The 22,385-nt window shown below is 71.9% G+C and carries 21 protein-coding genes; 15 read left to right on the top strand and 6 right to left on the bottom strand.

All coding sequences use genetic code 11. The annotated features are described in order from the left end of the window. The first annotated feature begins 9 nt into the window (after positions 1–9). From CF165_RS27635 to CF165_RS27665, 7 genes are all read left to right on the top strand, one after another. A complete protein-coding gene (locus CF165_RS27635) occupies positions 10–1,188 on the top strand; it encodes an acyl-CoA dehydrogenase family protein (RefSeq protein ID WP_093950489.1) in 1,179 nt (392 codons plus the stop codon). An 80-nt stretch (positions 1,189–1,268) separates the two neighbouring features. Next, positions 1,269–2,855: an AMP-binding protein gene (locus CF165_RS27640; protein ID WP_093950490.1), complete on the top strand. Its 1,587-nt coding sequence runs from the start codon at positions 1,269–1,271 to the stop codon at positions 2,853–2,855. Further along, complete coding sequence (locus tag CF165_RS27645; RefSeq protein ID WP_093950491.1) at positions 2,852–3,997, top strand: thiolase family protein; 1,146 nt, start codon at positions 2,852–2,854, stop codon at positions 3,995–3,997. The genes CF165_RS27640 and CF165_RS27645 overlap by 4 nt, the downstream gene beginning before the upstream one ends. Then, on the top strand, positions 3,997–4,389 hold the full coding sequence (locus CF165_RS27650) for a Zn-ribbon domain-containing OB-fold protein (protein WP_205660994.1): 393 nt from the start codon (positions 3,997–3,999) through the stop codon (positions 4,387–4,389). Before CF165_RS27645 ends, CF165_RS27650 begins: the two co-directional genes overlap by 1 nt. Positions 4,390–4,400: 11 nt before the next feature. Continuing rightward, positions 4,401–4,862: a MaoC family dehydratase gene (locus CF165_RS27655; protein ID WP_093950493.1), complete on the top strand. Its 462-nt coding sequence runs from the start codon at positions 4,401–4,403 to the stop codon at positions 4,860–4,862. Between the two features lie 10 nt (positions 4,863–4,872). Beyond that, a complete protein-coding gene (locus CF165_RS27660; RefSeq protein WP_093950630.1) occupies positions 4,873–5,619 on the top strand; it encodes a FadR/GntR family transcriptional regulator in 747 nt (248 codons plus the stop codon). 48 nt (positions 5,620–5,667) lie between these two features. Then, positions 5,668–6,819: an acyl-CoA dehydrogenase family protein gene (locus CF165_RS27665; protein ID WP_093950494.1), complete on the top strand. Its 1,152-nt coding sequence runs from the start codon at positions 5,668–5,670 to the stop codon at positions 6,817–6,819. Here CF165_RS27665 and CF165_RS27670 read toward each other — a convergent pair. Beyond that, entirely contained in the window at positions 6,813–7,781 is a 969-nt protein-coding gene (locus tag CF165_RS27670; RefSeq protein WP_093950495.1) for a GlxA family transcriptional regulator, read from the bottom strand. The two genes, CF165_RS27665 and CF165_RS27670, sit on opposite strands and share 7 nt — an antisense overlap. Positions 7,782–7,931: 150 nt before the next feature. On the opposite strand from CF165_RS27670, the gene CF165_RS27675 reads away from it, so the two are divergent. From CF165_RS27675 to CF165_RS27695, 5 genes are read left to right on the top strand one after another with little or no spacing between them, the layout of a single operon-like run. Beyond that, positions 7,932–9,278, top strand: coding sequence for a hypothetical protein (locus tag CF165_RS27675; RefSeq protein ID WP_093950496.1), 1,347 nt, complete (start codon positions 7,932–7,934; stop codon positions 9,276–9,278). After that, the gene (locus tag CF165_RS27680; protein WP_093950497.1) at positions 9,275–10,669 is read left to right on the top strand and encodes an acyl-CoA reductase; all 1,395 of its coding nucleotides are present in this window, start codon (positions 9,275–9,277) and stop codon (positions 10,667–10,669) included. The genes CF165_RS27675 and CF165_RS27680 overlap by 4 nt, the downstream gene beginning before the upstream one ends. A 40-nt stretch (positions 10,670–10,709) precedes the next feature. Then, complete coding sequence (locus tag CF165_RS27685; protein WP_093950498.1) at positions 10,710–12,005, top strand: acyl-CoA dehydrogenase family protein; 1,296 nt, start codon at positions 10,710–10,712, stop codon at positions 12,003–12,005. Then, the gene (locus CF165_RS27690) at positions 12,002–13,138 is read left to right on the top strand and encodes an acyl-CoA dehydrogenase family protein (RefSeq protein WP_093950499.1); all 1,137 of its coding nucleotides are present in this window, start codon (positions 12,002–12,004) and stop codon (positions 13,136–13,138) included. The genes CF165_RS27685 and CF165_RS27690 overlap by 4 nt, the downstream gene beginning before the upstream one ends. 6 nt (positions 13,139–13,144) lie before the next feature. Then, positions 13,145–14,005, top strand: a complete 861-nt coding sequence (locus CF165_RS27695) for an enoyl-CoA hydratase-related protein (protein ID WP_093950500.1) — start codon at positions 13,145–13,147, stop codon at positions 14,003–14,005. Positions 14,006–14,011: 6 nt separating this feature from the next. Here the strand turns inward: CF165_RS27695 and CF165_RS27700 are convergent, their stop codons facing one another. After that, a complete protein-coding gene (locus CF165_RS27700; RefSeq protein ID WP_093950501.1) occupies positions 14,012–14,767 on the bottom strand; it encodes a FadR/GntR family transcriptional regulator in 756 nt (251 codons plus the stop codon). Positions 14,768–14,917: 150 nt separating this feature from the next. On the opposite strand from CF165_RS27700, the gene CF165_RS27705 reads away from it, so the two are divergent. Together CF165_RS27705 and folP are read left to right on the top strand one after the other, a co-directional pair. Then, the gene (locus CF165_RS27705; protein ID WP_093950631.1) at positions 14,918–15,763 is read left to right on the top strand and encodes an oxidoreductase; all 846 of its coding nucleotides are present in this window, start codon (positions 14,918–14,920) and stop codon (positions 15,761–15,763) included. Positions 15,764–15,768: 5 nt separating this feature from the next. Continuing rightward, positions 15,769–16,689 (top strand): dihydropteroate synthase, encoded by a 921-nt coding sequence (gene folP, locus CF165_RS27710; RefSeq protein WP_240521825.1) that lies wholly within the window; start codon positions 15,769–15,771, stop codon positions 16,687–16,689. A gap of 7 nt (positions 16,690–16,696) precedes the next feature. Here the strand turns inward: folP and CF165_RS27715 are convergent, their stop codons facing one another. After that, positions 16,697–18,415, bottom strand: a complete 1,719-nt coding sequence (locus tag CF165_RS27715; protein WP_093950502.1) for a family 43 glycosylhydrolase — start codon at positions 18,413–18,415, stop codon at positions 16,697–16,699. Between the two features lie 77 nt (positions 18,416–18,492). On the opposite strand from CF165_RS27715, the gene CF165_RS27720 reads away from it, so the two are divergent. Beyond that, positions 18,493–19,266: an alpha/beta fold hydrolase gene (locus CF165_RS27720; protein ID WP_093950503.1), complete on the top strand. Its 774-nt coding sequence runs from the start codon at positions 18,493–18,495 to the stop codon at positions 19,264–19,266. Here CF165_RS27720 and CF165_RS27725 read toward each other — a convergent pair. The 3 genes from CF165_RS27725 to CF165_RS27735 are packed head-to-tail and all read right to left on the bottom strand — an operon-like array spanning position 19,241 to position 22,232. Then, positions 19,241–20,605, bottom strand: coding sequence for a dipeptidase (locus CF165_RS27725; RefSeq protein ID WP_093950504.1), 1,365 nt, complete (start codon positions 20,603–20,605; stop codon positions 19,241–19,243). The genes CF165_RS27720 and CF165_RS27725 overlap by 26 nt on opposite strands. Further along, a complete protein-coding gene (locus CF165_RS27730; RefSeq protein WP_093950505.1) occupies positions 20,602–21,048 on the bottom strand; it encodes a hypothetical protein in 447 nt (148 codons plus the stop codon). Before CF165_RS27730 ends, CF165_RS27725 begins: the two co-directional genes overlap by 4 nt. After that, complete coding sequence (locus CF165_RS27735; RefSeq protein ID WP_240521826.1) at positions 21,045–22,232, bottom strand: APC family permease; 1,188 nt, start codon at positions 22,230–22,232, stop codon at positions 21,045–21,047. Before CF165_RS27735 ends, CF165_RS27730 begins: the two co-directional genes overlap by 4 nt. Between the last annotated feature and the right edge of the window lie 153 nt (positions 22,233–22,385).

The following is a 22,385-nucleotide window of genomic DNA, read 5'->3' on the forward strand; positions in this document are numbered from 1 at the left end:
GAGCGTCCGGTGGAACTGGACTTCGGGCCCGCGGTCGCGGACTTCCGCGAAGAGGCCCGCACCTGGCTGGCCGAGCACCTGGTCGGCGAGTTCGCCGCGCACCGCGGGATCGGCGGCCCGGCCGACTCGGAGGCGTGGGAAGTGCGGCTGGCGTGGGACCGCGAGCTGGCGGCCGGCAGTTGGCTGGGGCTGAGCTGGCCGGTGGAGTACGGCGGGCGCGGCCTGACCCTGCTGGAAGAGATCGTCTTCAACTACGAATACGCCCGCTCCGGCGCGCCCTACCGGGCCACCACCAGTGGCCTCGACCTGTTCGGGCCGATGCTGCTGGCCCTGGGCACGCCGGAGCAGAAACGGCGGTTCCTGCCGCCCATCCTCCGTGTCGAGGAGCTGTGGGGCCAGGGCTTCAGCGAGCCGGGGGCGGGTTCCGACCTGGCGTCCCTGCGCTGCCGCGCGGAGCTCAACGGGGACGAATGGGTGATCGACGGCCAGAAGGTGTGGACGACGATGGCCCACACCGCGGACTGGCTGTACGTCCTGGTGCGGACCGACCCCGAATCGCGGCGGCACCGCGGGCTGACCATGCTGCTGGTGCCGCGGGACCAGCCGGGCGTCGACGTGCGGGTGATCCGGAACCTGGCCGGACAGGACGAGTTCGCCGAGGTCTTCTTCACCGGCGCCCGTACCTCGGCCGACCTCGTCGTCGGCGAAGTCGGCCAGGGCTGGCGCACCGCGATGGGCACCCTGGGCATCGAACGCGGCGTCACCCTGCTGCCCCAGCAGCTGTCCTTCGAACGCGAGGTGGCGGACCTGGTCGCCGCCGCGCGGGAGGCGGGCGACGCCGTGCCCGCCTCGACCCGGGACCGGATCGTCGAAGCATGGATGTCGGTGCGCGTCATGCGCACCACGAACCTCCGCACGCTCGGCGAGGTCCTCGCCGGGCGCACGCCAGGACCGCAGGCGGGGATCGCGAAGCTCTACGCGTCGACGTCGCACCAGCGGATGGGGCACCTCGCCGGCGAGGTCGCCGGGCCCGCCGGGCAGCTCGTCGGCGAGAACTACGCACTCGACGTCCGCCAGCGCACCTTCCTGCTCTCGCTGGCCGAGACGATCTACGGCGGCTCGAGCGAGATCCAGCGCACGATCATCGGCGAGCAGCTGCTGGGCCTGCCGAAGGAACCCCGGCCGTGACGGGTTCGTCGCGCTGGGTCAGTTCTATCAACTACCCAAGATAACTAGGTAAGCTATTTGCTCGACGTTAGGGGCACGAAGTGATCACGGTGAACCCCGCTCGCCGCCTCACGTTCGGTGAGGTCGTCCGCGAGCACCGCAGGTCCTTTGCGGACGTGGTCGCGTTCGTCGACGGCGAGGTCCGGCTCACCTGGACCGAGTTCGACGACCGCACGAACCGGCTGGCGAACGCCTTGGCCGCCGAGGGCCTGGGCGCCGGTGACCGGGTGCTCTGGCTGGGGCAGAACTCCGTCCGGATCTGGGAGCTGCTCGTTGCGGCGGCCAAGATCGGCGCGATGGTCTGCCCCGGCTACTGGCGGTGGGCCGCTCCGGAAATGGCGTTCGCGGTGCGCGACTTCGCCCCCAAGGTCGTCGTGTGGCAGCACGAGGAGATCGGGGACACGATCGCCAAGGCCCGCGCCGAGCTGGGCCAGCCGGACGGCGTGCGGTGGCTGCGGCACGACGCCCCGCAGGAAGAACCGGACGGCTACGAGGCGTTCCTCACCGCGGGCTCGCCGGAAGACCCCGCGCTCGACGTCGACCCCGACACGGCGTTGCTCGTCATCTACACGGCGGGCATGTCCGGCAGCCAGTGCGGATCCATGCTGTCCCACCGCAACCTCCTGGCCATGGGCGCCACCGGCGGCTGGCTCGGCGACATCGACCACACCACGGCGTTCCTGAGCGCCGGGCCCATGTTCCACATCGGCAACTACCAGTTCTGGGGCGTCCCGGCGTTCCTGCACGGCGGCAAGAACGTCATCGTCCGGCGGGTGGCCGCCGCGGAACTGCTGCCGCTGCTGGCCCGGGAACGCTGCACGCACGGGTACCTCATGCCGCCGACGATCGTGGAGCTGGTCGAGCTGAACGCCTCGGCCGGGCACGACCTGTCCGCGTTCCGCGCGAGTGTGGCACCGCAGCTGTGGGCGGGCACCGTGCAGGTCGACACCAGCCGGTTCACCGCCAACGGCGGCGGCGAGGGCCGCGGTTACGGGCAGACCGAGGTCACCGGGTTCGTGGCCACCGGCGGCTTCGGCGGGTCCGGCCTCGGGAACGCCGGGCGTCCCGGCCCGTTCGTCGCCGTGCGCATCGTGGCCGAGGACGGCACGGAGTGCGCGACCGGCGTGGCGGGCGAGATCTGCGTGCGCGGCGAGCTGGTCCACCTCGGCTACTGGAACCGTCCCGAACTCAACGAGCACCGCTTCCGGGGCGGCTGGTGGCACACGACGGACCTGGGCCGCCGGGAGCCGGACGGCACGATCAGCTTCCTCGGCACCACCACGCGCATGCTCAAGTCCGCCGCCGAGAACATCTTCCCCGCCGAGGTGGAGAACTGCATCGAGGCGCACGCGGGCGTCAAGGAGGCCGCGGTGATCGGCGTGCCGAACGAGCGCTGGGCGCAGGACGTCAAGGCGGTCGTCGTGCGCCACGACGCCGCCGGGGTGACGGCCGAGGACATCATCGAGCACTGCCGGGCGCGCATCGCGTCCTACAAGAAGCCCAAGACCGTCGAGTTCGTCGACGCGCTGCCGCGCACGGCGCAGTTCGCCAAGGACTACGCCGCCCTCGACGCCCGGTTCGGCGGTGGCGGCTACCCCGGCGGCGAAACACTGGGCGCCGGGCGATGAGTGCCCGCCAGCCGGTCATCGTCGGCGTCCACGCCACCGAACAGGCCCTCTCGCTGCCGCACCGCGACGCGATGGACCTGGCCGTCGAGGCGGTCACCGGGGCGATCGCCGACGCCGGACTTCGTCCGTCCGATGTGGACGGCGCGCAGGTCGACTGGCCGGGACCGGGCGGTGTGCCGGGGGAGGGCAGCTCCTGGGCCCGGCTCCTCGGCGACCTGCGCTGGACCAGCGACGCCATGCTGGACAACGCGGGCTCCCGCGGGCTGCTCAAGGCGGCCGCCGCCGTTTCGGCCGGCCTCGCCGACACGGTCGTCGTCGGCGGGTGCCGGCTGGTGTCCCGGGGCGGCGGTCCGGTCGGCGCGGGGACGCCACTGGAGTTCACCGACGTGTGGGGCAGCTACGTGGTCGCGCAGTTCGCCCTGGTCGCCGCCCGGCACATGCACCGGTTCGGCACCACCCCGCGGCAGCTCGCGGAGGTCGCGGCCACGATCCGCACCAACGGTTCGACCAACCCCGAGGCGATGATGTACGGGCGCGGACCGTACACCGCCGACGACGTCCTCGCGTCCCGCATGGTCGCCACGCCGTTCCACCTGCTGGATTGCTGCATCGTCGGCGAAGGCGGCGGCGCGGTCGTGGTGACGACCGCCGAACGCGCCCGGGATCTGCGGCACCGGCCGGTCGCCGTGCTCGGCGGCGGCATGGAATACCACCAGGCCGCCTACGCGAATCCCGCGTTGTACCGCGAGGTCGGCATGATCGGCCGCGACGCCGCGGCGCGCGCCTTCGGCACGGCCGGGGTAAGTCCGGCCGAGGTCGACGTCTTCTCCCTCTACGACCCGAACTCCTTCGAGGTCATCCGCCAGCTGGAGGCGCTGGGCGTGTGCGACGAAGGCGAAGGCGGTCCGCTCGTCGAGAGCGGGGCGATCGCCGTCGGCGGCAAGTACCCGGTGAACCCGGACGGCGGGTGCCTCTCCTACGCCTGGAACGGCACCCAGCAGATGACGCTGAAGGTGGTCGAGGCGGTGCGCCAGCTGCGCGGCAGCGCCGTGCACCAGGTCGCCGGCGCCGAGGTCGCCGTCGTCGGCAACGCGGGCTCCGGGGCACAGCACTACGAAATGTCCGTTCTGGGGAGGCTGTGATGAGCCGTCCGGTGCCCGAGCCCACCGCGCTGAGCCGCCCGTTCTGGGCGGCCGCGGCCGAGGGCAGGCTCGTGCTCCCGGAGTGCGCGGACTGCGGGCTGACGTTCTTCGTGCCCGAGCCCGCCTGCCCGCGGTGCCTCGGCCGGAACTGGGACTGGGTGCCGAGTGCGGGCACCGGGACCGTCTACTCGGTCACGGTGGTGCACCGCGCTCCCGGCCCCGGTTTCGAAGTGCCCTTCGCCCTGGCGATCGTCGATCTCGACGACGGCGTGCCGATGCTGTCCCACGTGGTCGGCTGCCCGGTGGACGACGTCGTGATCGGCCTGCGGGTGCGCGTCGACTTCCGGCCGCTGACGGACGAACTCACCCTGCCGTACTTCGTGCCCCGGTGAACAGGAGCAGCATGCGCGTCTTGCACGGTCTCGAAGAGATCTTCGCCGCCAAGGGAAGCCTGCTCGGCACCAGCGACTGGGTCACCGTCGACCAGGCCCGGATCGACGCCTTCGCCGGCGCGACCGGCGACCACCAGTGGATCCACGTCGACCCCGAGCGGGCCGCGGCCGGGCCGTTCGGCGCGACCATCGCGCACGGCTACCTGACCCTGTCGCTGCTGCCGATGTTCATGGTCGCCGTCTACCGCGTCGAGGGCGCCCGGATGGCGGTCAACTACGGGCTGAACAAGGTCCGGTTCGTCACGCCGGTGCGGGTCGGCTCGCGGCTGCGCGGCAGCACCGAACTCGTCGACGCGCAGCCGCTCGACGGTGCCGCGGCCCAGCTGGTCTTCCGCACCACCGTCGAAATCGAAGGCGCCGAGCGGCCCGCCTGCGTGGCCGAGACGGTCAGCCGCCAGTACTTCGGGGACTGAGGTGGTCGAAGTGACCGGGAGCATCCGGCTGCCGAAGATGGCCGAACTGGTCGCGCTCGAGCTGCGGCGCCGGATCGTGCGCGGCGAACTCGCCGAGGGCGACGCGCTGCCCGCCGAACCGGAGCTGATGGCGGAGTTCTCGGTGTCCCGGCCGACGCTGCGGGAAGCGTTCCGGGTGCTGGAGTCCGAACAGCTGATCAGCATCCGCCGCGGTGCCCGGGGCGGCGCGCGCGTGCACGTACCGGACGGCTCGGTCGTCGCGCGCTACGCCGGGCTCATCCTCGAGCACCGGTCGGCGACGCTGCAGGACGTCTACGCCGCTCGCACCGTGATCGAAGCACCGTGCGCCGGGCTGCTCGCCGGCCGCCGCACCACCGAGGATCTCGACCGGCTGCGCGCCGCGCTCGCCGAAGCCGAGGCGCTGATCGGCGACCCGTCGGCGTTCATCCGCGCGCACCTGCGGTTCCACGCCCTGGTCGTGGAGCTGTCCGGGAACCAGACGCTGGTCGTGCTCAACGGCATGGTGCGCGACATCATCGACCGGGCGAACTGGTCGCACGTCGACCTCGACGCGGGGACCGAAGAGAACGTCCAGGCCAATCTCAGCGGCCTTCGCGCCCACGTGCGGCTGGTCGAACTGGTGGCCGCGGGCGACCGCGAGGGGGCCGTCCGGGTCTGGCGGACGCACCTGGAGAAGGCGCACGAGTACCTGCTCGGCACCAAGCCGATGGCCACGGTGCTGGACCTGCTCCGCTGACTCATATAGTACAATAAGATAGATGATTGCCGACGATAGGGGCCTGCCGTGGACTTCGCGTTGACCGACGAGCAGCAGCTCCTGCGCGAGACCGCGCGCCAGTTCGTCGCGAAGGTCTGCCCCGCGGAGAAGGCCAAGGAGTGGGACGAGGGATCGATCGTGCCACCCGAGCTGTTCTCCGGGATGGCCGAGCTGGGCTGGTTTTCGTTGCCCTTCGCGGTCGAGGAGGGCGGCGACGGCGGCGGTCCGGTGGAACTGATCGTCCTCGCCGAGGAACTCGGCCGCGCCAGCTTCGACGTCGCCATGTGCTACATCGGCGTGCTCATCCCCGGCATCACCGTGTTCCGCTGGGGAACCGAGGCGCAGCGGGACTTCATCCGCGACGAGGTGATGACCGGCCGCCACCGCCTCGCCGTCGGCCTGAGTGAGCCGGACAGCGGTTCGGACGCCGCGGCACTGCGCACGACGGCCGAAGACGCTGGCGACCACTTCGTCGTCCGCGGCCAGAAGGCGTGGTGCACCGGCGCCGGCCTGCCGGGCACCACAATCGCGACGTACGTGCGCACAGGGCCACGGGAACCGAAGCACGGCGGCATCAGCCTCCTGCTGATCGACCCGTCGAGCCCGGGGGTCGAGGTGCGCCGGACGCCGACCCTGGCCCGGCACATCCTGGGCACCAACGAGGTCTTCTTCGGCGATGTCGTCGTGCCCAAGGAGAACATGGTCGGCCCGGTCGACGAGGGCTGGAAGGTGATGCTGTCCAACATCGAGCTGGAGAAGGTCATCATCACCGGCGGCTACCTCGGCGCGGCCCAGGCCACTTTGGACGAGATGCTGGAGTTCGCACGCACCCGGCAGGCCTTCGGCCGCCCGGTCGGGACCTTTCAGGCGATCGCGCACGCCATCGCCGACCTCCAGACGGAGATCGACTCGGCCCGGCTGCTCGCCTACCGGGCGGCGTGGCTGCTCGCGCAGGGCAAGCCGTGCTCGCGCGAGGGCTCGATGGCGAAGCTCAAGGGCTCGGAGACGTACGTCGCGGCGGCCCGGCTGGGCATGCAGGTCTGCGCCGGACACGGGTTCTCGACCGAAAGCGTGATGAGCTTCCGCTACCGGGAGTCCATCGTGGCGACGATCTCCGGGGGCACCAGCCAGATCCAGCGCAACGGCATCGCCCGCAGCATGGGCCTGCGCACCTACTGAGGATCGGCGGCGGCCCGGCGCACCGACGACGGCGACTGGCCGAACCGCCTGCGGAACTGTCCCCGGAACGCGGCCGCGTCGGCGTACCCGACCAGCGCGCCCACCCGCTCCACCGGGATCGAGGAGCGGCACAGCATGATCCGGGCGGCGTCCAGGCGCAGGCGGCGGAGCACGTCGCTCGGGTTCTCGCCCAGCGCCGCGTGGCAACGGCGGCGCAGGGTGCGCTCGGTGGTGCCGAGCCGGGCCGCGATCGCCGCGATGGAGTCCGGCTCGGCGTAGCTTTCCCGGGCCAGCTGGAGGAAACGCCGCACCGTCGCGTCCGGCACCGGGTCCGGGGATGCCCGGTGGCCCAGCTCTTCGTCCAGCCAGGCCAGCTGGTTCGGTGAGCCGATCCGGCGCACCAGCTCCCGGGCCAGTTCCTGCTCGCCGTCCGCCGTCGCGGCCGTGATCAGGTTCCCGGTCGCCAGAATCGGCAGCCCCGGCAGCAGCGAGACGGCCGGGTGGTGGGTTTCGATGTACTGCGCGATACGGCCGTCGGCAACGGCTTCGTGCCCGTCCAGCAGGCCCGCCTCGGCCAGCGCCAGCACCGACGCGCCGGCCGCCGCGAGCAGCGCCCCGCCCGCGTGCTGCTGCCGCAGCCAGGGCAAGACCGCGTCCCAGCCTGGCGGGCGCACCGCGGCGAGATCGTCGAAGGCAGGCAGGAACACCGCTTTCGCGGTGACGTCACCACCGACACGGCCGTCGGCGGCCAGCCGGATCCCCGCCGCCGCGCGGACTCCGTCGCCGGTCGGCGTCAGAACCCGGACCTGAAGCCCGCTCACTTCGGTGCCCGACGGGTAGAACGCGTGCCCGCCGTAGACCCGGCCGCGGTAGCGATCCGACAGCGCCATGGCGTCCGACACCGTCCCGAGACTGCCGAGCCGGACGCCTTCGAAGGCGACGATGAACACCTGTTGCCGCATCCGCGCCGCCTTTCTTCGTCGAACCGGCCACTGTGGCCGATGCGTCTCTGGTCCTGTCCGCTCCGCCGATGGTTTCCATCGCCGCGGCGAGGGAGCCTGGCGGATGACCCGACGCGGGGTGCCGCGTCCGGAACCCAAGGAGGCTTCCGCATGGATCAGGCCAGCCGCGCACTGCTCGACATGGGCCAGGCGCCGGAGCTCTACCGGTACGCACCGGAAGAGCTGCTGCCGCTGCACATCGAAGCGGCCGACGCCGTGGTCGCCGAACGGCGGCAGCAGGTGCCGATCCTGGACCGCCGGGCGCGGGAGGCCGGGATCGACCGGATTTCCCGCAAGAGCGACCTCGTTCCGCTGCTGTTCCCGCATTCGACGTACAAATCCTATCCGACGACGTTCGTCGAAAAGAAGCGCTGGAAGGACCTGGCTCGCTGGCTGACGACCCTGTCGTCGGACGATGTCACCACAGTGGACTTCGACGGCGTGACCGACGAGGACGAGTGGGTCGACCGGCTGCGCGAGAACGGGCACTTCGTCATCGCCACCAGCGGCACGACCGGCAAGTGCTCGTTCCTGCGGCACAGCACCGAAGACCGCGCCCGCAAAGCCGACGCCTTCGCCCGCCAGCTCGGCTGGCCCTTCGCTCGCGCGGACGGCTCCCGCAGCTACTTCTGGCTGGGCCCGCACATCGGCGTCAACAGTGCGACGGACGCGGCCAACCTCGGCGCGAGCCTGTGGTCCACCCCGGACAACGCGTTCTTCCTCACTGACGAGCGCCTGCGCCTGACCGACATCAGCCGCCTGGCCGCCATGCGCCGCCGGATGGCTGACGGCCTGGCCACCCCCGGCGAGATTGCCGCGTTCGAGAAGCAGCAGCAAGCACGCAGCCAGGCGCTGTACCCGGGGATCGACGCGTTCATCGACCGGCTGCTGGACCGGCGGAACGAGAAGCTGAGCATCTCGGGCACGTGGGCGCAGCACCTGCTGGTCCGCGACCGGGCGCGCGAGCGGGGGATCCCGGACGGCGCGTTCCACCCCGAGTCGATCGTCAGCGCGGGCGGCGGGATCAAGAACGTCGCACTGCCGGACGACTACCAGGACCAGGTTGCGCGGTTCTACGGCGACGTCGTCCGCACCGGCACCTACGGCATGACCGAGATGTTCCAGCTGATGAACCGGTGCGAGAAGCTGCGCTACCACATTCCGCCCGGCCTGTTGCCGCTCGTGCTCGACCAGGCCGGCGAGACCTTGCTGAACACCGAGGACGTGGCGGGCGAGGTGGTCGTGGGCCGCTTCGCGTTCGTCGACTTCGCCATCACCGGCCGCTGGAGCGGCACGATCACCAGCGACCGGGTGGAGTTCGACACCGGGACGCACTGCCTGTGCGGCCGCCCCGGCCCGACGATCCTGGACACGATCACCCGCTACCGGACCGACGACGACACGATCGGCTGTGCCGGCACGATCGACGGCTACATCAGGGGAGCTCTGGCGTCATGACCGCACTCGTTTCCGAAACGCCCAACCGCGTCTGGCACGTGGCCCGCGGGGTGCCGGTCAGTGGCGGCGAGCGCTCCTTCGGCACGGGGGCGAGCCGGTTCGTCACGCCCGCGCTGGATCTCGACGCGCTGGTCTGGCCGCGCAGCGAACCCGGCCCGGCGTTCGGCACCCCGGTGGCCGAGATCATGGACGTGCTGGTGGAACTCGGTTCCTGGCTGGAGCGGGATCCGGACGGGCTGGTGGCGGACGCGCTCGCGGCGGCCCGGCGGACGAACCCGTTGCCCGCCGGGGTGCTGACCGAGGCGTACGCGTCGCTGGGCAAGACGTTCACCCGGCGCACCATGGAGTTCATGATCGAGCAGGAGCTCGGCGGCGCCGACGTCCTCGATGGCTGGCGCACGATCTCCGGCACGCCGTCCGGCAGGGGAGTCCGGGTTCGCGCGTTCCCGGCGCGGGTGGTGCACGTGCTGGCGGGCAACGCGCCCGGCGTCGGCGCGGTGTCGCTGCTGCGGGCGGCGCTGACCAAGGGCGTCAACCTGTTCAAGCTGCCGTCCAACGACCTCTACTCGACCAGCCTGCTGCTCGCCGGCCTGCACGCGGTGGCGCCCGGCCACCCGACCTCCCGGTCCTGTTCCGCCGCCTACTGGCGCGGCGGGGACGCCGAGGTCGAGTCGGTGTTGTTCCGCCCGCAGTTCTTCGACAAGCTCGCGGCTTGGGGCGGCGAGGCGTCGCTGCGCAGCGCCCGCGCGTACGTGGGTCCCGGCTTCGAACTCGTCTCGTTCGACCCCAAGACGTCGGTGTCGCTGATCGGCCGGGAGGCGTTCGCCTCGGCGGAAGCGCTGCGAGCGGCCGCCGAAGCCGCGGCGACGGACATCATGCTGATGGACCAGCAGGCGTGCGCGGCCAGCCGGTTCCAGTACGTCGAAGGGAGCGCGGCCGAGGCTGACCGCTTCGCCGCGGCCCTGCTGCCGCGGCTGGGGGTCGCCCGCAGGCTCGGTTCCGCGGTCGGCAACCCGGTGCCCGCCGCCATCCGCGAAGAGGTCGAAGCGCTGCGCGATCTGGCGCCCTACGCCCGGGTGTTCGGCGGCTACGACGGGCAGGGGCTGGTCGTGCGCACCGAAGAGCCGGTCGACTTCCACCCGGAGAACAAGGTGGCGAACGTCGTTCCGGTGGACCGCCTCGAAGACGCGCTGGGCCGGATCAACGTCGCGACGCAGAGCGTCGGGGTCTATCCCGCGTCCCGGAAGGAATCGCTGCGGGACGCGCTCGCCGCCGCGGGCGCGCAGCGGGTCGTGACGCTCGGGGACGTGCCGGTCGTCGAGGCCGGTCTGCCCCACGACGGCTTCTACCCGCTGCAGCGGCTCGTGCGCTGGGTCTCGGACGAGGGATAATCGAGTTCAATTATCTATCTATTAATGATACGGTGGACCGATGGCTGACGACCTCGAACCCGACGGCGCGCGCGAGTTCCTCGACCAGGCCCGCCGGTTCCTCGACGCGAACGCCGGGCGCAAGCCCGAGCCCGCCGCCTTCCGGTGGGGGCACGGCGACGATCGGGTCGCCTACTTCAGCGCCGACCCGCCCGAGGTCGAACGGGCCGCCGTGGACCGCGCCCGGGCCTGGCAGCGGACCCGCTACGAGAACGGCTTCGGCTGGATCACCGGGCCGCCGGAGTACGGCGGGCGCGGCCTGACCGCGGTGCACGCCATGCTCTACGACGGGCTGGAGGCGGAGTACGACGTGCCGGACACCGGCACGCTGAGCGTGGTGGGCCTCGGCATGGTCGGGCCGACCATCCTGGCCCACGCGCGGGAGCACCTCAAGGACCGCTGGCTGCCGGCGATGTACCGCGGTGACGCGATCGCCTGCCAGCTGTTCAGCGAGCCCGGCGCCGGGTCCGACCTCGCCGGCGTGCGCACCAGCGCGGTGCGCGACGGCGGCGAGTGGGTGCTCAACGGGCAGAAGGTGTGGACGTCGGTCGCCCACCTCAGCCAGATCGGCCTCGCGCTCACCCGGACCGATCCCGACGCGCCCAAACACCGGGGCATCACGGCGTTTCTCGTGCCGATGGACGCGCCCGGCGTCGAGATCCGGCCGCTGCGGCAGATGACCGGGGGCGCCGACTTCAACGAGGTCTTCCTCACCGACGTCCGGATCCCCGACGACCACCGGCTCGGCGAGGTCGACGGCGGCTGGACGGTCGCGCTGACCACCCTGATGAACGAACGGGCGACGGTCGGCAACGAGAGCACCGGCCCGGTCGGCGCGGCCCTCGCGCCGGATCGGCTGGCCGCCCTCATGCGGGCCACCGGCGTCGCCGACGACGGCGCGTTGCGGGCCCGGCTGGCCGACCTGCTCGTCGACCTGACGGCCACCGCGCAGCTCAACGCGAGGGCGGCGCGTCGGCTGCAGGCCGGTGCCGCTCCCGGCCCGGAGCGTTCGGTGTCCAAGCTGATGTACGCGCAGAACCTCACCAAGGCCGCGCACTTCGTGGCGGACGTCCTGGGACAGCGGGTCGTCGCCGACACCGGCGAGTGGGGCACCTTCGCCTGGACCGAACTCCTGCTGGCCACCCCGGCGCTGCGCATCCTCGGCGGGACCGAGGAGATCATGAAGAACATCCTGGCGGAACGGGTGCTCGGCCTGCCGAAGGAACCGGGCATCGACACGCGGTCGCCGTTCCGGGCGCTGCGTCACTCCGGAGCGGACCAAGGAGGCACGGCGTGACCCAGACCGTGGTGACACCCGTGAGCTCGCAAGAGGACCTCGACGAGCTGCGCGCGGCGGTGCGGGACTTCCTCGAAGCGAAGTCAAGCGAGGACGCCGTCCGCGAACAGATGGAGCGTGAACCTCGGTTCGACCCCGAAGTGTGGACTCAGCTGACCGGCGAGCTGCGGCTGGCCGCGCTGGCCGTTCCCGAGCAGTACGGCGGTGACGGCTTCGGATTGGTGGAACTGGGCGTAGTCCTGGAGGAGATGGGCCGGTCCCTGCTGTGCGCCCCGTTCTTCTCGTCAGTCGTGCTGGCTGCCCAGGCCCTGCTGGCCGCCGGAGATCCGGACGCGTGCGCCCGCTATCTGCCCGGGATCGCCGCGGGGACCACATTGGCGGCGCTCGCGGTGACCGAGGCCGACGGCACGTGGAACCCACAGCGGATCGCCACGCGTGCCGAGGCGGTGTCGCCGGGCCAGTGGGCCCTGACCGGGCACAAGTGCTTCGTCATCGACGGAACCACTGCCGATTTGCTGCTCGTCGTCGCCCGCACCGAGGCGGGCCTCTCGCTGTTCGCGGTGGAGCGGGCGGCTCCCGGGGTGCGTGCCGAATCCCTGCGCTCGCTGGACGCCACGCGGGCGCAGGCGCGTGTCACGCTCGACGCCGCCCCGGCGACCCTGGTGGGTGCGGACGGCGCGGGGGAGCGCCTGCTCGAGAAGGTCCTCGACGTCGCCTCGGTCTGCCTCGCGGCCGAACAGGCCGGCGGGGCGCGACGGGTGCTGGAGACCAGCGCCGAGTACGCCAGGACCCGCCACCAGTTCGGCCGGGCCATCGGCTCGTTCCAGGCGGTCAAGCACAAGTGCGCGGACATCCTGGTGCAGGTCGAGCTGGCCGAGGCGACCGCACGCGAAGCCGCCCGGCTGCACACCGCCGACCCGGCGGGATTCCGCGCGGCCGCCGCGGTGGCGCACGCCTGCTGTTCACGCGCGTACCTGTTCGCGGCGACGGAGAACATCCAGGTGCACGGCGGGATCGGCTTCACCTGGGAACATCCGGCGCACCTGCACTTCCGCCGGGCGAAGTCCGCCCAGCTGCTGTTCGGCGGGCCGGCCGCCTACCACGAGCGGCTGCTCGCGGCGCTGGGCGTCTGAGCCGGGATGCGCGGGTACGAGACCCTGCTGACCGGACTCGGCGCGGGTGTCCTCACCGTCACCCTCAACCGGCCGGACCGGCTCAACGCGATCACGCCGGTCGTCGTCCGGGAGCTGCTCGACGTCCTGGCCGCGGCCGACGCCGACGACGACGTCCGGGTGATCATCGTGACCGGGGCCGGTCGCGCGTTCTGCGCGGGCGCCGACCTCGGAGCCGGCGGTGCCGTGTTCGACCACCGGGACACCGGAGCTGGGCATCGGGATCTCGGGGGCCGGGTCGCCCTCCGGCTCTACGCGAGCGCGAAGCCGGTGATCGGGGCCGTCAACGGTCCGGCCGTCGGGGCGGGCGCCGGGCTGACGTTGCCGATGGACATCCGGCTCGCCGCGACGACGGCCCGGTTCGGGTTCGTCTACGCCCGCCGCGGCATCGTGCCGGAGTCGGCGGCGAGCTGGTTCCTGCCGCGGGCCGTCGGCATGCAACGGGCCATTGAGTGGGTGGCCACCGGGCGGGTTTTCGACGCCGCGGAAGCGCTCGCCGGAGGCCTGGTGCGGTCGGTGCACCCGCCGGAGGAGCTGCTGCCCGCGGCCACCGCGATCGCGCGGGAGATCGCCGACCACACCGCCCCGGTGTCGGTCGCGCTGGCGCGGCAAATGATGTGGCGGATGCTCGGCGCACCGGACCCGATGACCGCGCACCGTCTGGACTCGCTGCTGATGGGCCAGGTCGGCGGCGGGCCGGACGCGGTGGAGGGCGTCGAGTCGTTCCTGGCCCGGCGTCCGCCGGCGTTCCCCGGCCGGGTCGGCACCGACCTGCCACCGGCCTGGCCGTGGTGGCGCGACGAGGAGTTCCGGCCGTTCGGCGAGTGAGCGGCCTCAGGACAGGATGTCGATGAGCTCCGGCACCTCGCCGCGCGTCATGTAGTTGCTGACCTGCTTGAGGTGTTTCCGCCAGAACTCCATCGCCTGGTCGGCGTCCCGTGCCCGGATCAGCTCCAGCAGCTTCACGTGGGCTCGCTGCACGACCTTGGCCGACGCGAAGGCGGGGACCTCGTCCTGGCCGGCCGCGTAGGCGCGGTGGTGGGCGTCGATGAGGTGGAAGAGCATCCCGGCGAGCACGTCGAGCGTGTCGTTGCCGGACAGCTTCACCAGCAGCTCGTGGAACTCCGCGTCGTGTTCGGCGTAGCCCACCGCGTTGCCGATGAGCGTCTCGCCCTTCTCGACCAGGTCGGCCAGCGTCTGGACGTCCGCGGCGGTGCGTTTGGCCGCGAGGGTGCGCACGGCCGCGGTTTCCAGGAGGCTGCGCGCCTCGTAGACGTCGGCGATCGAGGCCTTGCGGTACTGCAGGAGCAGGCCGGCGTACCGGGCGGCCACCCGCGAGTCGGGGACGAGGACCCTGGCCCCGCCGCGCGCGCCGCGGCGGATGCTGATCAGCTGCTCCGACTCGAGGATCCGGAACGCCTCGCGCAGGGTCGGCCGGGACACGCCGTACTGTTCCATCAACGCGGTTTCCGACGGCAGCGCCTGTCCCTCGGCGAGTTCGCCGAGGACGATCTGGCGCCGCAGGTCGGCGGCGATCATCTCGCCGGCCTTCGGCACGCGCACGATGGACGTTCGGGGCGCCGCGGTCATCGGTCCTCCAGTGTATTGAGTGCATTCATCGTACCTGATCACCCCCGATGGGCGCGGTACCGGCTCCTGGGCGCGTTGACAGCCCAGAACCCCGTCTCTATCGTCTCTTCAGATAGATAATTGTTCTGATCTCCGGTGAAGGTGGCGACGATGGCACGGCATTGGCTGATCACGGGGGTGTCCGGCGGACTGGGCCGGGCGCTCGCCGAGGAGGTGCTCGGCCGAGGTGACGTCGTCGTGGGGACGCTGCGCGACGAGCGCAGCCTGGCCGCCTTCGAACAGCTGGCCCCTGGCCGGGCCTTCGCCCTCCCGCTCGACGCCACCGACGCGCCCGAGGTGATCGCCGAGCGGGTCGCGCAGGCCGTGCGCCTCGCCGGCCACATCGACGTCCTGGTCAACAACGCGGGCTACGGGTTGCTCGGTGCGGTCGAGGAGGCCGGCGAGGACGAGCTGCGGCACCAGATGGACACCAACTTCTTCGGCCCGCTCCGCCTGATCCGCGCCCTGCTGCCGCACCTGCGTGCGCGGGGGACCGGCCACCTGGTCAACATCAGTTCGATCGCGGGCGTCCGTGGCCAGGCCGGCCTCGGGCTCTACAACGCCTCGAAGTTCGCGCTGGAAGGGCTTTCCGAGGCCCTGATGCACGAACTGAAGCCGCTGGGCATCGCCGTCACCATCATCGAGCCCGGCGGGTTCCGCACCAACTGGATGGGCAAGGGCCTGCGCCGGGCCGAGCACCGGCTGCCCGCGTACTCGTCGGTCGACGACCTCGCCGCCACCATGCGCCGGTTCGACGGCCGCCAGCCGGGGGACCCGGCCCGCGGCGCCGCCGCCATCGTCGCGGCCGTCGAGGCGGCCGAACCGCCGCTGCGGCTGCCGCTGGGGGCCGACGCGCACCAGGCGGTCCGCGGCAAGCTCGCCGAGGTCGGCCGCGAGCTCGACACCTGGGAGCACGTGAGCGTCTCGACGGGCTTCGAGAGCCCCGTGGCGGGGTGAGCCCGGTGATCCGGTCCTTCGAGGTTCCGGCCGCCGGCCGGACGCTGCGGCTGGGCGGGCGACCGTGGCTGATGGGCGTCGTCAACGCCTCGCCCGAGTCGTTCTCGGACGGTGCGCAGGTCGGCACCGCGGACGCGCAGCTCGCCCACGCGGCCCAGCTGCTCGCCGAGGGCGCGGACATCATCGACGTCGGCGGCGAGTCGGCGATCACCAACCGGGAGCCACTGCCGGTCTCGGAGGAGATCGACCGCGTGGTGCCGGTGATCGAGCGGATCACCCGCGAACTCGGCGGCCTGGTTTCGGTGGACACCTACAAGCCCGAGGTCGCGGAAGCGGCCGTCGCGGCCGGAGCGGTCCTGGTCAACGACGTCAGCGGGCTGCGCGATCCGGCGTTGGCCGACGTCTGCGCGAAGACTGGCGCCGCGCTCCTGCTGATGCACACCCGGGCCGCACCGAAACAGCGGCTGCAGGACACCGGGCTCTACCACGACGTCACCCAGGACGTCGTCGGCTTCCTCGCCGACCGGATGCGCGTGGCCATGGAGCGAGGCGTGCCCCGGGAAGCCCTGATCCTCGATCCCGGCCCGGACTTCGCCAAGACCCCGAGCCAGACCATCGAGGTTCTCCGGCACCTGAACGACCTGCACGCCCTCGGCCGGCCGCTCCTCATGGCGGTCTCCCGCAAGGACTTCATCGGAGCGCTCACCGGGCGCCGGCCGAACCAGCGGCTGGCCGGGACGCTCGCCGCCGTCGGATACTGCGTGGACGGCGGCGGGCACATCCTGCGGGTGCACGACGTCGGTGCGGTCCGCGAGTACCTGGTCGTGCGCGCCGCCCTCCGGGGCGAGCTCGCCGTGGACCCGGGTGTGGCCCTCGACGAATCGCTCCGCCACGAACGCCCGAACGCGGGTGCGGCGGCCGAATAGGCCGGCGTCAGCGGACGGACCCCCGCATGGCGATCTCCGTGACCGGGCCCGCGGTGACGCCGTTCTCGTTGAACGCGTCGACGGCGACCCAGTAGCCGGTTCCGGCGTTGAGGGTTCGCAGGTCGAGGTCGTGCTGTTCGTGGACCAGCCAGCTGTGGTAGAGCTTGCCGGGCGCGATGCCGTAGCGGACGTTGTAGCCGTGCGCGGTCGCGCTGGGCTCCCATTCGATGCGGGCCGTCCGGTCGTCGACGCGCCTTGCGCGGGCGGCGGTGGCCGCGGGTGGCGGTCCGTCGCCGGTACCGAAGACGCGGAGCCCGCTGATCGCAAAGGGGCCGTCGAAGGGCATCCGGCCGGCGGTGACCCGGACGTAGCGGGCTCGCCGCGCGGGTTCGAGGACCACGAGCGCGTGCGGAGCGTCTTCGCCCGATCCGCGGTTGTCCGAGACCGGGTGCCATTGCCCGCCGTCCGCGGAGACTTCGATGAGTGTCTCGGTCGGGTGGTCGCCGGGGTAGATCGCGCGCAGCGCTCCGGCGGCTTCCGCGAGGCCGGGGAGTTCCGGGGCGTGCGCGGCCAGGTCCTGGTCGGCGAGGTTGAGCTGGATCGCGTTGACGGTGCGCTCTTCGCCGAGGTCGACCTGGAGCCATTCGCCCGGCTGGGTCGTGGCGGCGGCCCACCAGGTGCGGACGTCCTCGCCGACGGCGAGTTCGGGGCCATGCCCGTCGGCCGATGAAGAGGCGGTCGTCCGCGCGCGGAAGGACTGCAGCATCCAGCCGGCGAACGTGCCGGTCCAGGGATCGACCCGCCGGTCCGGTACGAGCATCGGGTAGTCGCCGAAGTTCTGGTTGCAGAACAGGACTCCGTCGGCGTCGAACCCGGCGGGGAAGATCCCGACGCGCCGTTCGAACGCGTGGTGCACCGAGACGCGCATGGTCGAGGCGTGCCACCAGTTGCCGTGTTCGTCCTGGAAGGTGCTGCCGTGCCCGGCACCGGTGATGAAGCCGCCGGGCTTCGAGGAGAACGGGCTGTTCGGCGCGTACTCGAAGGGGCCGAGCGGCGAGGAAGCGGTGTAGTAGCCGTCGGCGTAGGTGTTCCATTCGGTGCCCGGCGCGGCGTACTGCAGGTAGTAGGTGCCCTCGTGGCGGGTCATCCAGGCCCCTTCGATGAAGGGGGCGCCGTCGAGGTGCGGTTCGTGGTTCTCGCCGACCTGTTCCCAGCCGTGCCGACCGGGGTCGCCGCCGAAGAGCAGGACCGGTTCGCCGATGCGGTCCAGGGTGCCCGGATCGACCCGGACACCGGTGATGGGCTCGGAGTTGGAGCACCCCCAGTAGAAGTAGGTGGCACGGTCGTCGTCCTGGAACAGGTGCGGATCCCAGAACGGGAAGCCCGGGTTGACCAGGGTGAAGTCGTCGGCGAGGGGATCTTCGCTGCGGTAGAACGGGCTGTCGGTATGCCGGGACGCTGAGACGTAGAGGACGCCGTCGACCTCGCGGACGTCGGGGGCGTAGTCGAGGGGCGCGAGTTTGGTGCTGGCCCGGTATTCCCAGCCGCGCAGGTCCGTCGAGTGCCAGAAGCCGGCCGACATCGACGCGAAAAGGAAGAACCGGCCGCGGTAACGGACCACCGACGGGTCGGCGGCCTCGCGGTGGACGGTCCGGCCGCCGGCCATCGGGCGCAGGTCCTGGTAGCGGTAGGTGAGGTTCATCGGGTTGCAGACGACGGAGGTCATGAAGGCATGCTGTCCGGTCCGGGCGGCGTGGCGGAAGGGGGCAGCGGGGACACGCCTCATGTGATCGAATCGGTCGTATGACGATCGAGTACGTCCCGGTCTCCGGCGAGGGCCGCCTGTGGACCGAGAAGTCCGGCGACGGAACACCCGTAGTCCTGCTCCACGGCTCCGTCCAGGACAGCCGCCTGTGGGACGGCGTGTTCCCCGAACTCGGGCGCCACCGCACCGCGATCCGGTACGACGCGCGGGGCCTGGGGCGGTCGACGCTGCCGACCGCGCCGTTCCGCTACGAGGACGACCTCCTCGCGGTGCTCGACCATTTCGGCATCGAGCGCGCCGCGCTCGTCGGGCTGAGCATGGGCGGTGAGGTCGCGCTCGACTTCACCTTGGAGCATCCCGGACGGGTGCGCTCGCTGACACTCGTCGCGGCGTCCGCCAGCGGCCACGACTGGCCGCGGACTCCCGAACTGGACGCCTACACGGCGGCGAACCGCGGAGACGACGCCGACCGCTTGGCCGAGCTGGAGCTCGCGGTGTGGGCCTCGCTCGGGGACCGGGCGCCGGGATACCGGGCGATCGCGACCATGGTCACCGAGAACGCCGAGGTGCGGGCGGCCGTCGAGAAGGGCCACGTCCGCTTTCCGGCGGAAGACGCCGTCGAGCACCTTGAGCGCGTCAGGGTGCCGGTCACCGTCGTCGTCGGCGATCACGACCACCCCGAGATCGGCGTGATAGCCCGGCGGCTCGCCGAGGGTATCCCCGGCGCGCGCCTGGAGATCGTGGCCGGGGCCGACCACTATCTCCCGCTGCGCGCGCCGGAACGGCTCATGGAAATCCTCGTCCGCCAGTGAGCGGGTATCCGCGCAGGAAGAGCGCTTCGGTCAGCGCCATGGCCGCGATCTCCTCCGGTGCGACGCTTTCGTTGGGCGCGTGGATGCGCGCCTGGGGCTCTTCGACGCCGATCAGCAGGATCTCGGCGTCGGGATACGTCTCGGCCAGGACCGTGCACAGCGGGATCGATCCGCCCTGGCCGAGCTGCCGCATCGGGCGGCCGTACGCGCGGTGCATGGCCTCGGCCATCGCCCGGTAGGCCGGGCCGTCGGTGGCCGGGCGGAACGGGTGACCGGTCGCCTCGGCTTCCACCGACAGGCGCACGCCCCACGGTGCCGCCGCGAGCAGGTGCCCGGTCAGCGCGCGGGCCGCGTCGGCCGGTTCGACGCCGGGTGGGATCCGGAGGTTCAGCCGGGCCCGGGCGCGCGGGGTGACGGCCGCCGCGGACCCGACGACCGGCGGGCAGTCGATGCCGAGCACCGTGGCCGTCGAGCGCGCCCACAGCGTGTCCGCCACTGCGCCGCTGCCGAGCAGGACGGCGCCGGGGGACAGGCCCGCGTCCGCGCGGAACTGCTCCGCCGGGTACGGGGCTCCGGACCAGCGGCCGTCGTTGGGCAGGCCGTGGACGGTGGTGTCGCCCGCGTCGTCGCGGAGCGTGGCGAGCACCGACACCAAGGCCGCCAGCGCGTCCGGGGCGGGGCCGCCGAACATGCCCGAGTGCAGCTCGGACGAGAGCGCGTCGACCGTGACGACGACGTTGACCATTCCGCGCAGGCTGACCGTGACGGCGGGCTGCCCGACCGCGATGTTCCCGGTGTCGGCCACCAGGATCGTGTCGGCCCGCAGGAGGTCGGCGTGCTCGGGAACGAACGCCTCCAAGCCCCCGGTGCCTTGTTCCTCCGAGCCTTCGACGACCAGCTTGAGGTTCACGGGCAGGTCGTCGCCGAGCGCGCGCAGGGCGGTCAGGTGCATGAGGATGTTGCCCTTGCAGTCGGCCGCGCCGCGCCCGTACCAGCGACCGTCCACTTCGGTCAGCCGGAACGGCGGTGTCCGCCACTGGGCCACGTCGAGTGGTGGCTGGACGTCGTAATGCGCGTAGAGCAGTACTGTGGGCGCTCCGGCACGGCCGCACGACCGGGACCCGACCACGGCCTGGCTGCCGTCCGGGGTGTCGGCGAGGCGGGTGGCGAACCCGGCTCCGGCGAACGCGTCGGCCACCCAGCCGGCGGCCCGCAGGCATTCCGCGGACGGGAACTGCCGCGGGTCCGCGACGGACCGCATCGCGACGAGGGCCGCGAGTTCTTCCAGCGCTCTCGGCATGAGCTCGTCGACCCGCTTTCGGAGATCCACCGCGCTCACCCGCCCGCCCCGTCGGCGAAGCCCAGTCCGCCGACGTACTCCTGGAACCCGGCGAGTTTCGCCGGGCAGTAGACCTCGATGACGAGCAACTGCGCCTGCACGACGGTGCCGGGCGCGAGGACCGGGCGCGTCCCGGGCCCGCCGGCGCCGTTGGCGATCCCGGTGTCGCTCGTCGCGCGGGCGAGCGCGGCGGCGGGGTCGACGCAGATCGAGCCGCCGTCCGTGCCGAGCAGCCGGACGAGCTGGTCCCGCGACGGTGCCCGCGCGTCCTCCTGAGCGAGCCGGGTGACGAGCCGGTCGGCTTTCGCCTCGGCCTCGGCGGTGGCCCGCGCGGAGTGGAAGCGCAGGTACCCGGCCACGAGCAGGCCACCGAGAACGACACCCACCACGACGTACACGAGCATCCGCTGCGTCCGGGTCGATCGTTCGTCCACTGTGGTCACGACGCACTCACCTCCGGTTGCCGCCACGACGGTTTGCGCAGGCGGTAGAACAGGAACGGCACCACCAGGCCGAGCCCGAGCGCGCCGCCCGCGACGATCCCGAGGTACACCCACGGGTTGCCCGAGCCGAACTGCGACGGCGGGACGAACCCGACCAGCAGCGCGGCCAGCGACGCGCAGAACCCGACCCCGCACAGCCCGAGCAGCATCGGCGCGCGGTACCCCCGCGGGTGCTCGGGGTGCTTGCGCCGCAACCGCACCGCCGCGACGAACATCAGCAGGTACATGATCAGGTACACCTGGGTGGTGATCACCGAGAAGATCCAGTACGCGCTCGAAACGTCCGGGATGAACGCGTAGCACAGCGCGATCAGCGTGGTGAGCACGCCCTGGGTGACGAGGATGTTCTGCTGCACGCCCTGCTTGTTGAGCCGCTGCAGGAACGGTGGCAGGTACCCCTCCTGCCGGGAGATCAGGAGCAGGCCCTTCGACGGGCCGGCCAGCCAGGTCAGCATCCCGCCGAGCGAGGCCAGGACCAGCATGACGCCGATCAGGGGCGTCAGCCACTGGATGCCGAACGTGGCGAACACGGCCTCGAAGGCCTGCATCACCCCGGCCGTCAGCGAAAGCTGGTCGGCGGGGATGACCCAGCTGATCGCCAGCGCGGGCAGGATGAAGATGAGCAGCACCAGGCCCATCGCCAGGAACATGGCGCGCGGGAAGTCCTTGCCCGGCTTGCGCAGCGAGGAGACGTGCACGGCGTTCATCTCCATGCCGGAGTAGGACAGGAAGTTGTTCACGATCAGCACGAGGCTCGCGAGCCCGGCCCACGCGGGGAGCAGGTGGTCCGCCGACATCGGCGCCGCGGACGGGTGACCCTGGGCCAGGAACACGATGCCGAGGACCACCAGCAGCGCGCCGGGGAGCAGCGTCCCGATGACGAGCCCGCCGCCGGCGAGCCCCGCCACTCCCTTGGTGCCGCGGGAAGAGATCCAGACCCCCGACCAGTACGCGACGACGATGACCGCGGCCGTCCACCACCCGTTGTTCGCCAGGCTCGGGTCGAAGACGTACGCGAGCGTGCTCGCGACGTACCCGAGCAGGCTCGGGTAGTAGAAGATCGTCATCGCGAACTGGCACCAGACGGCGAGGAAGCCCATCGGCTTGGAGATCCCCAGCGCCACCCAGTTGTAGACCCCGCCCGGCCAGCCGACGCCAGCTCGGCCGAGACCAGCGACGTCGGCAGCAGGAACACGATCGCCGGGACGACGTAGAGGAAGACGGCCGCGAGGCCGTACACGGCCATCGTCGGCGACGGGCGCAGGCTCGCGACGGAA

This window comes from Amycolatopsis vastitatis, assembly GCF_002234595.1.
Taxonomy (GTDB): Bacteria; Actinomycetota; Actinomycetes; order Mycobacteriales; family Pseudonocardiaceae; genus Amycolatopsis; species Amycolatopsis vastitatis.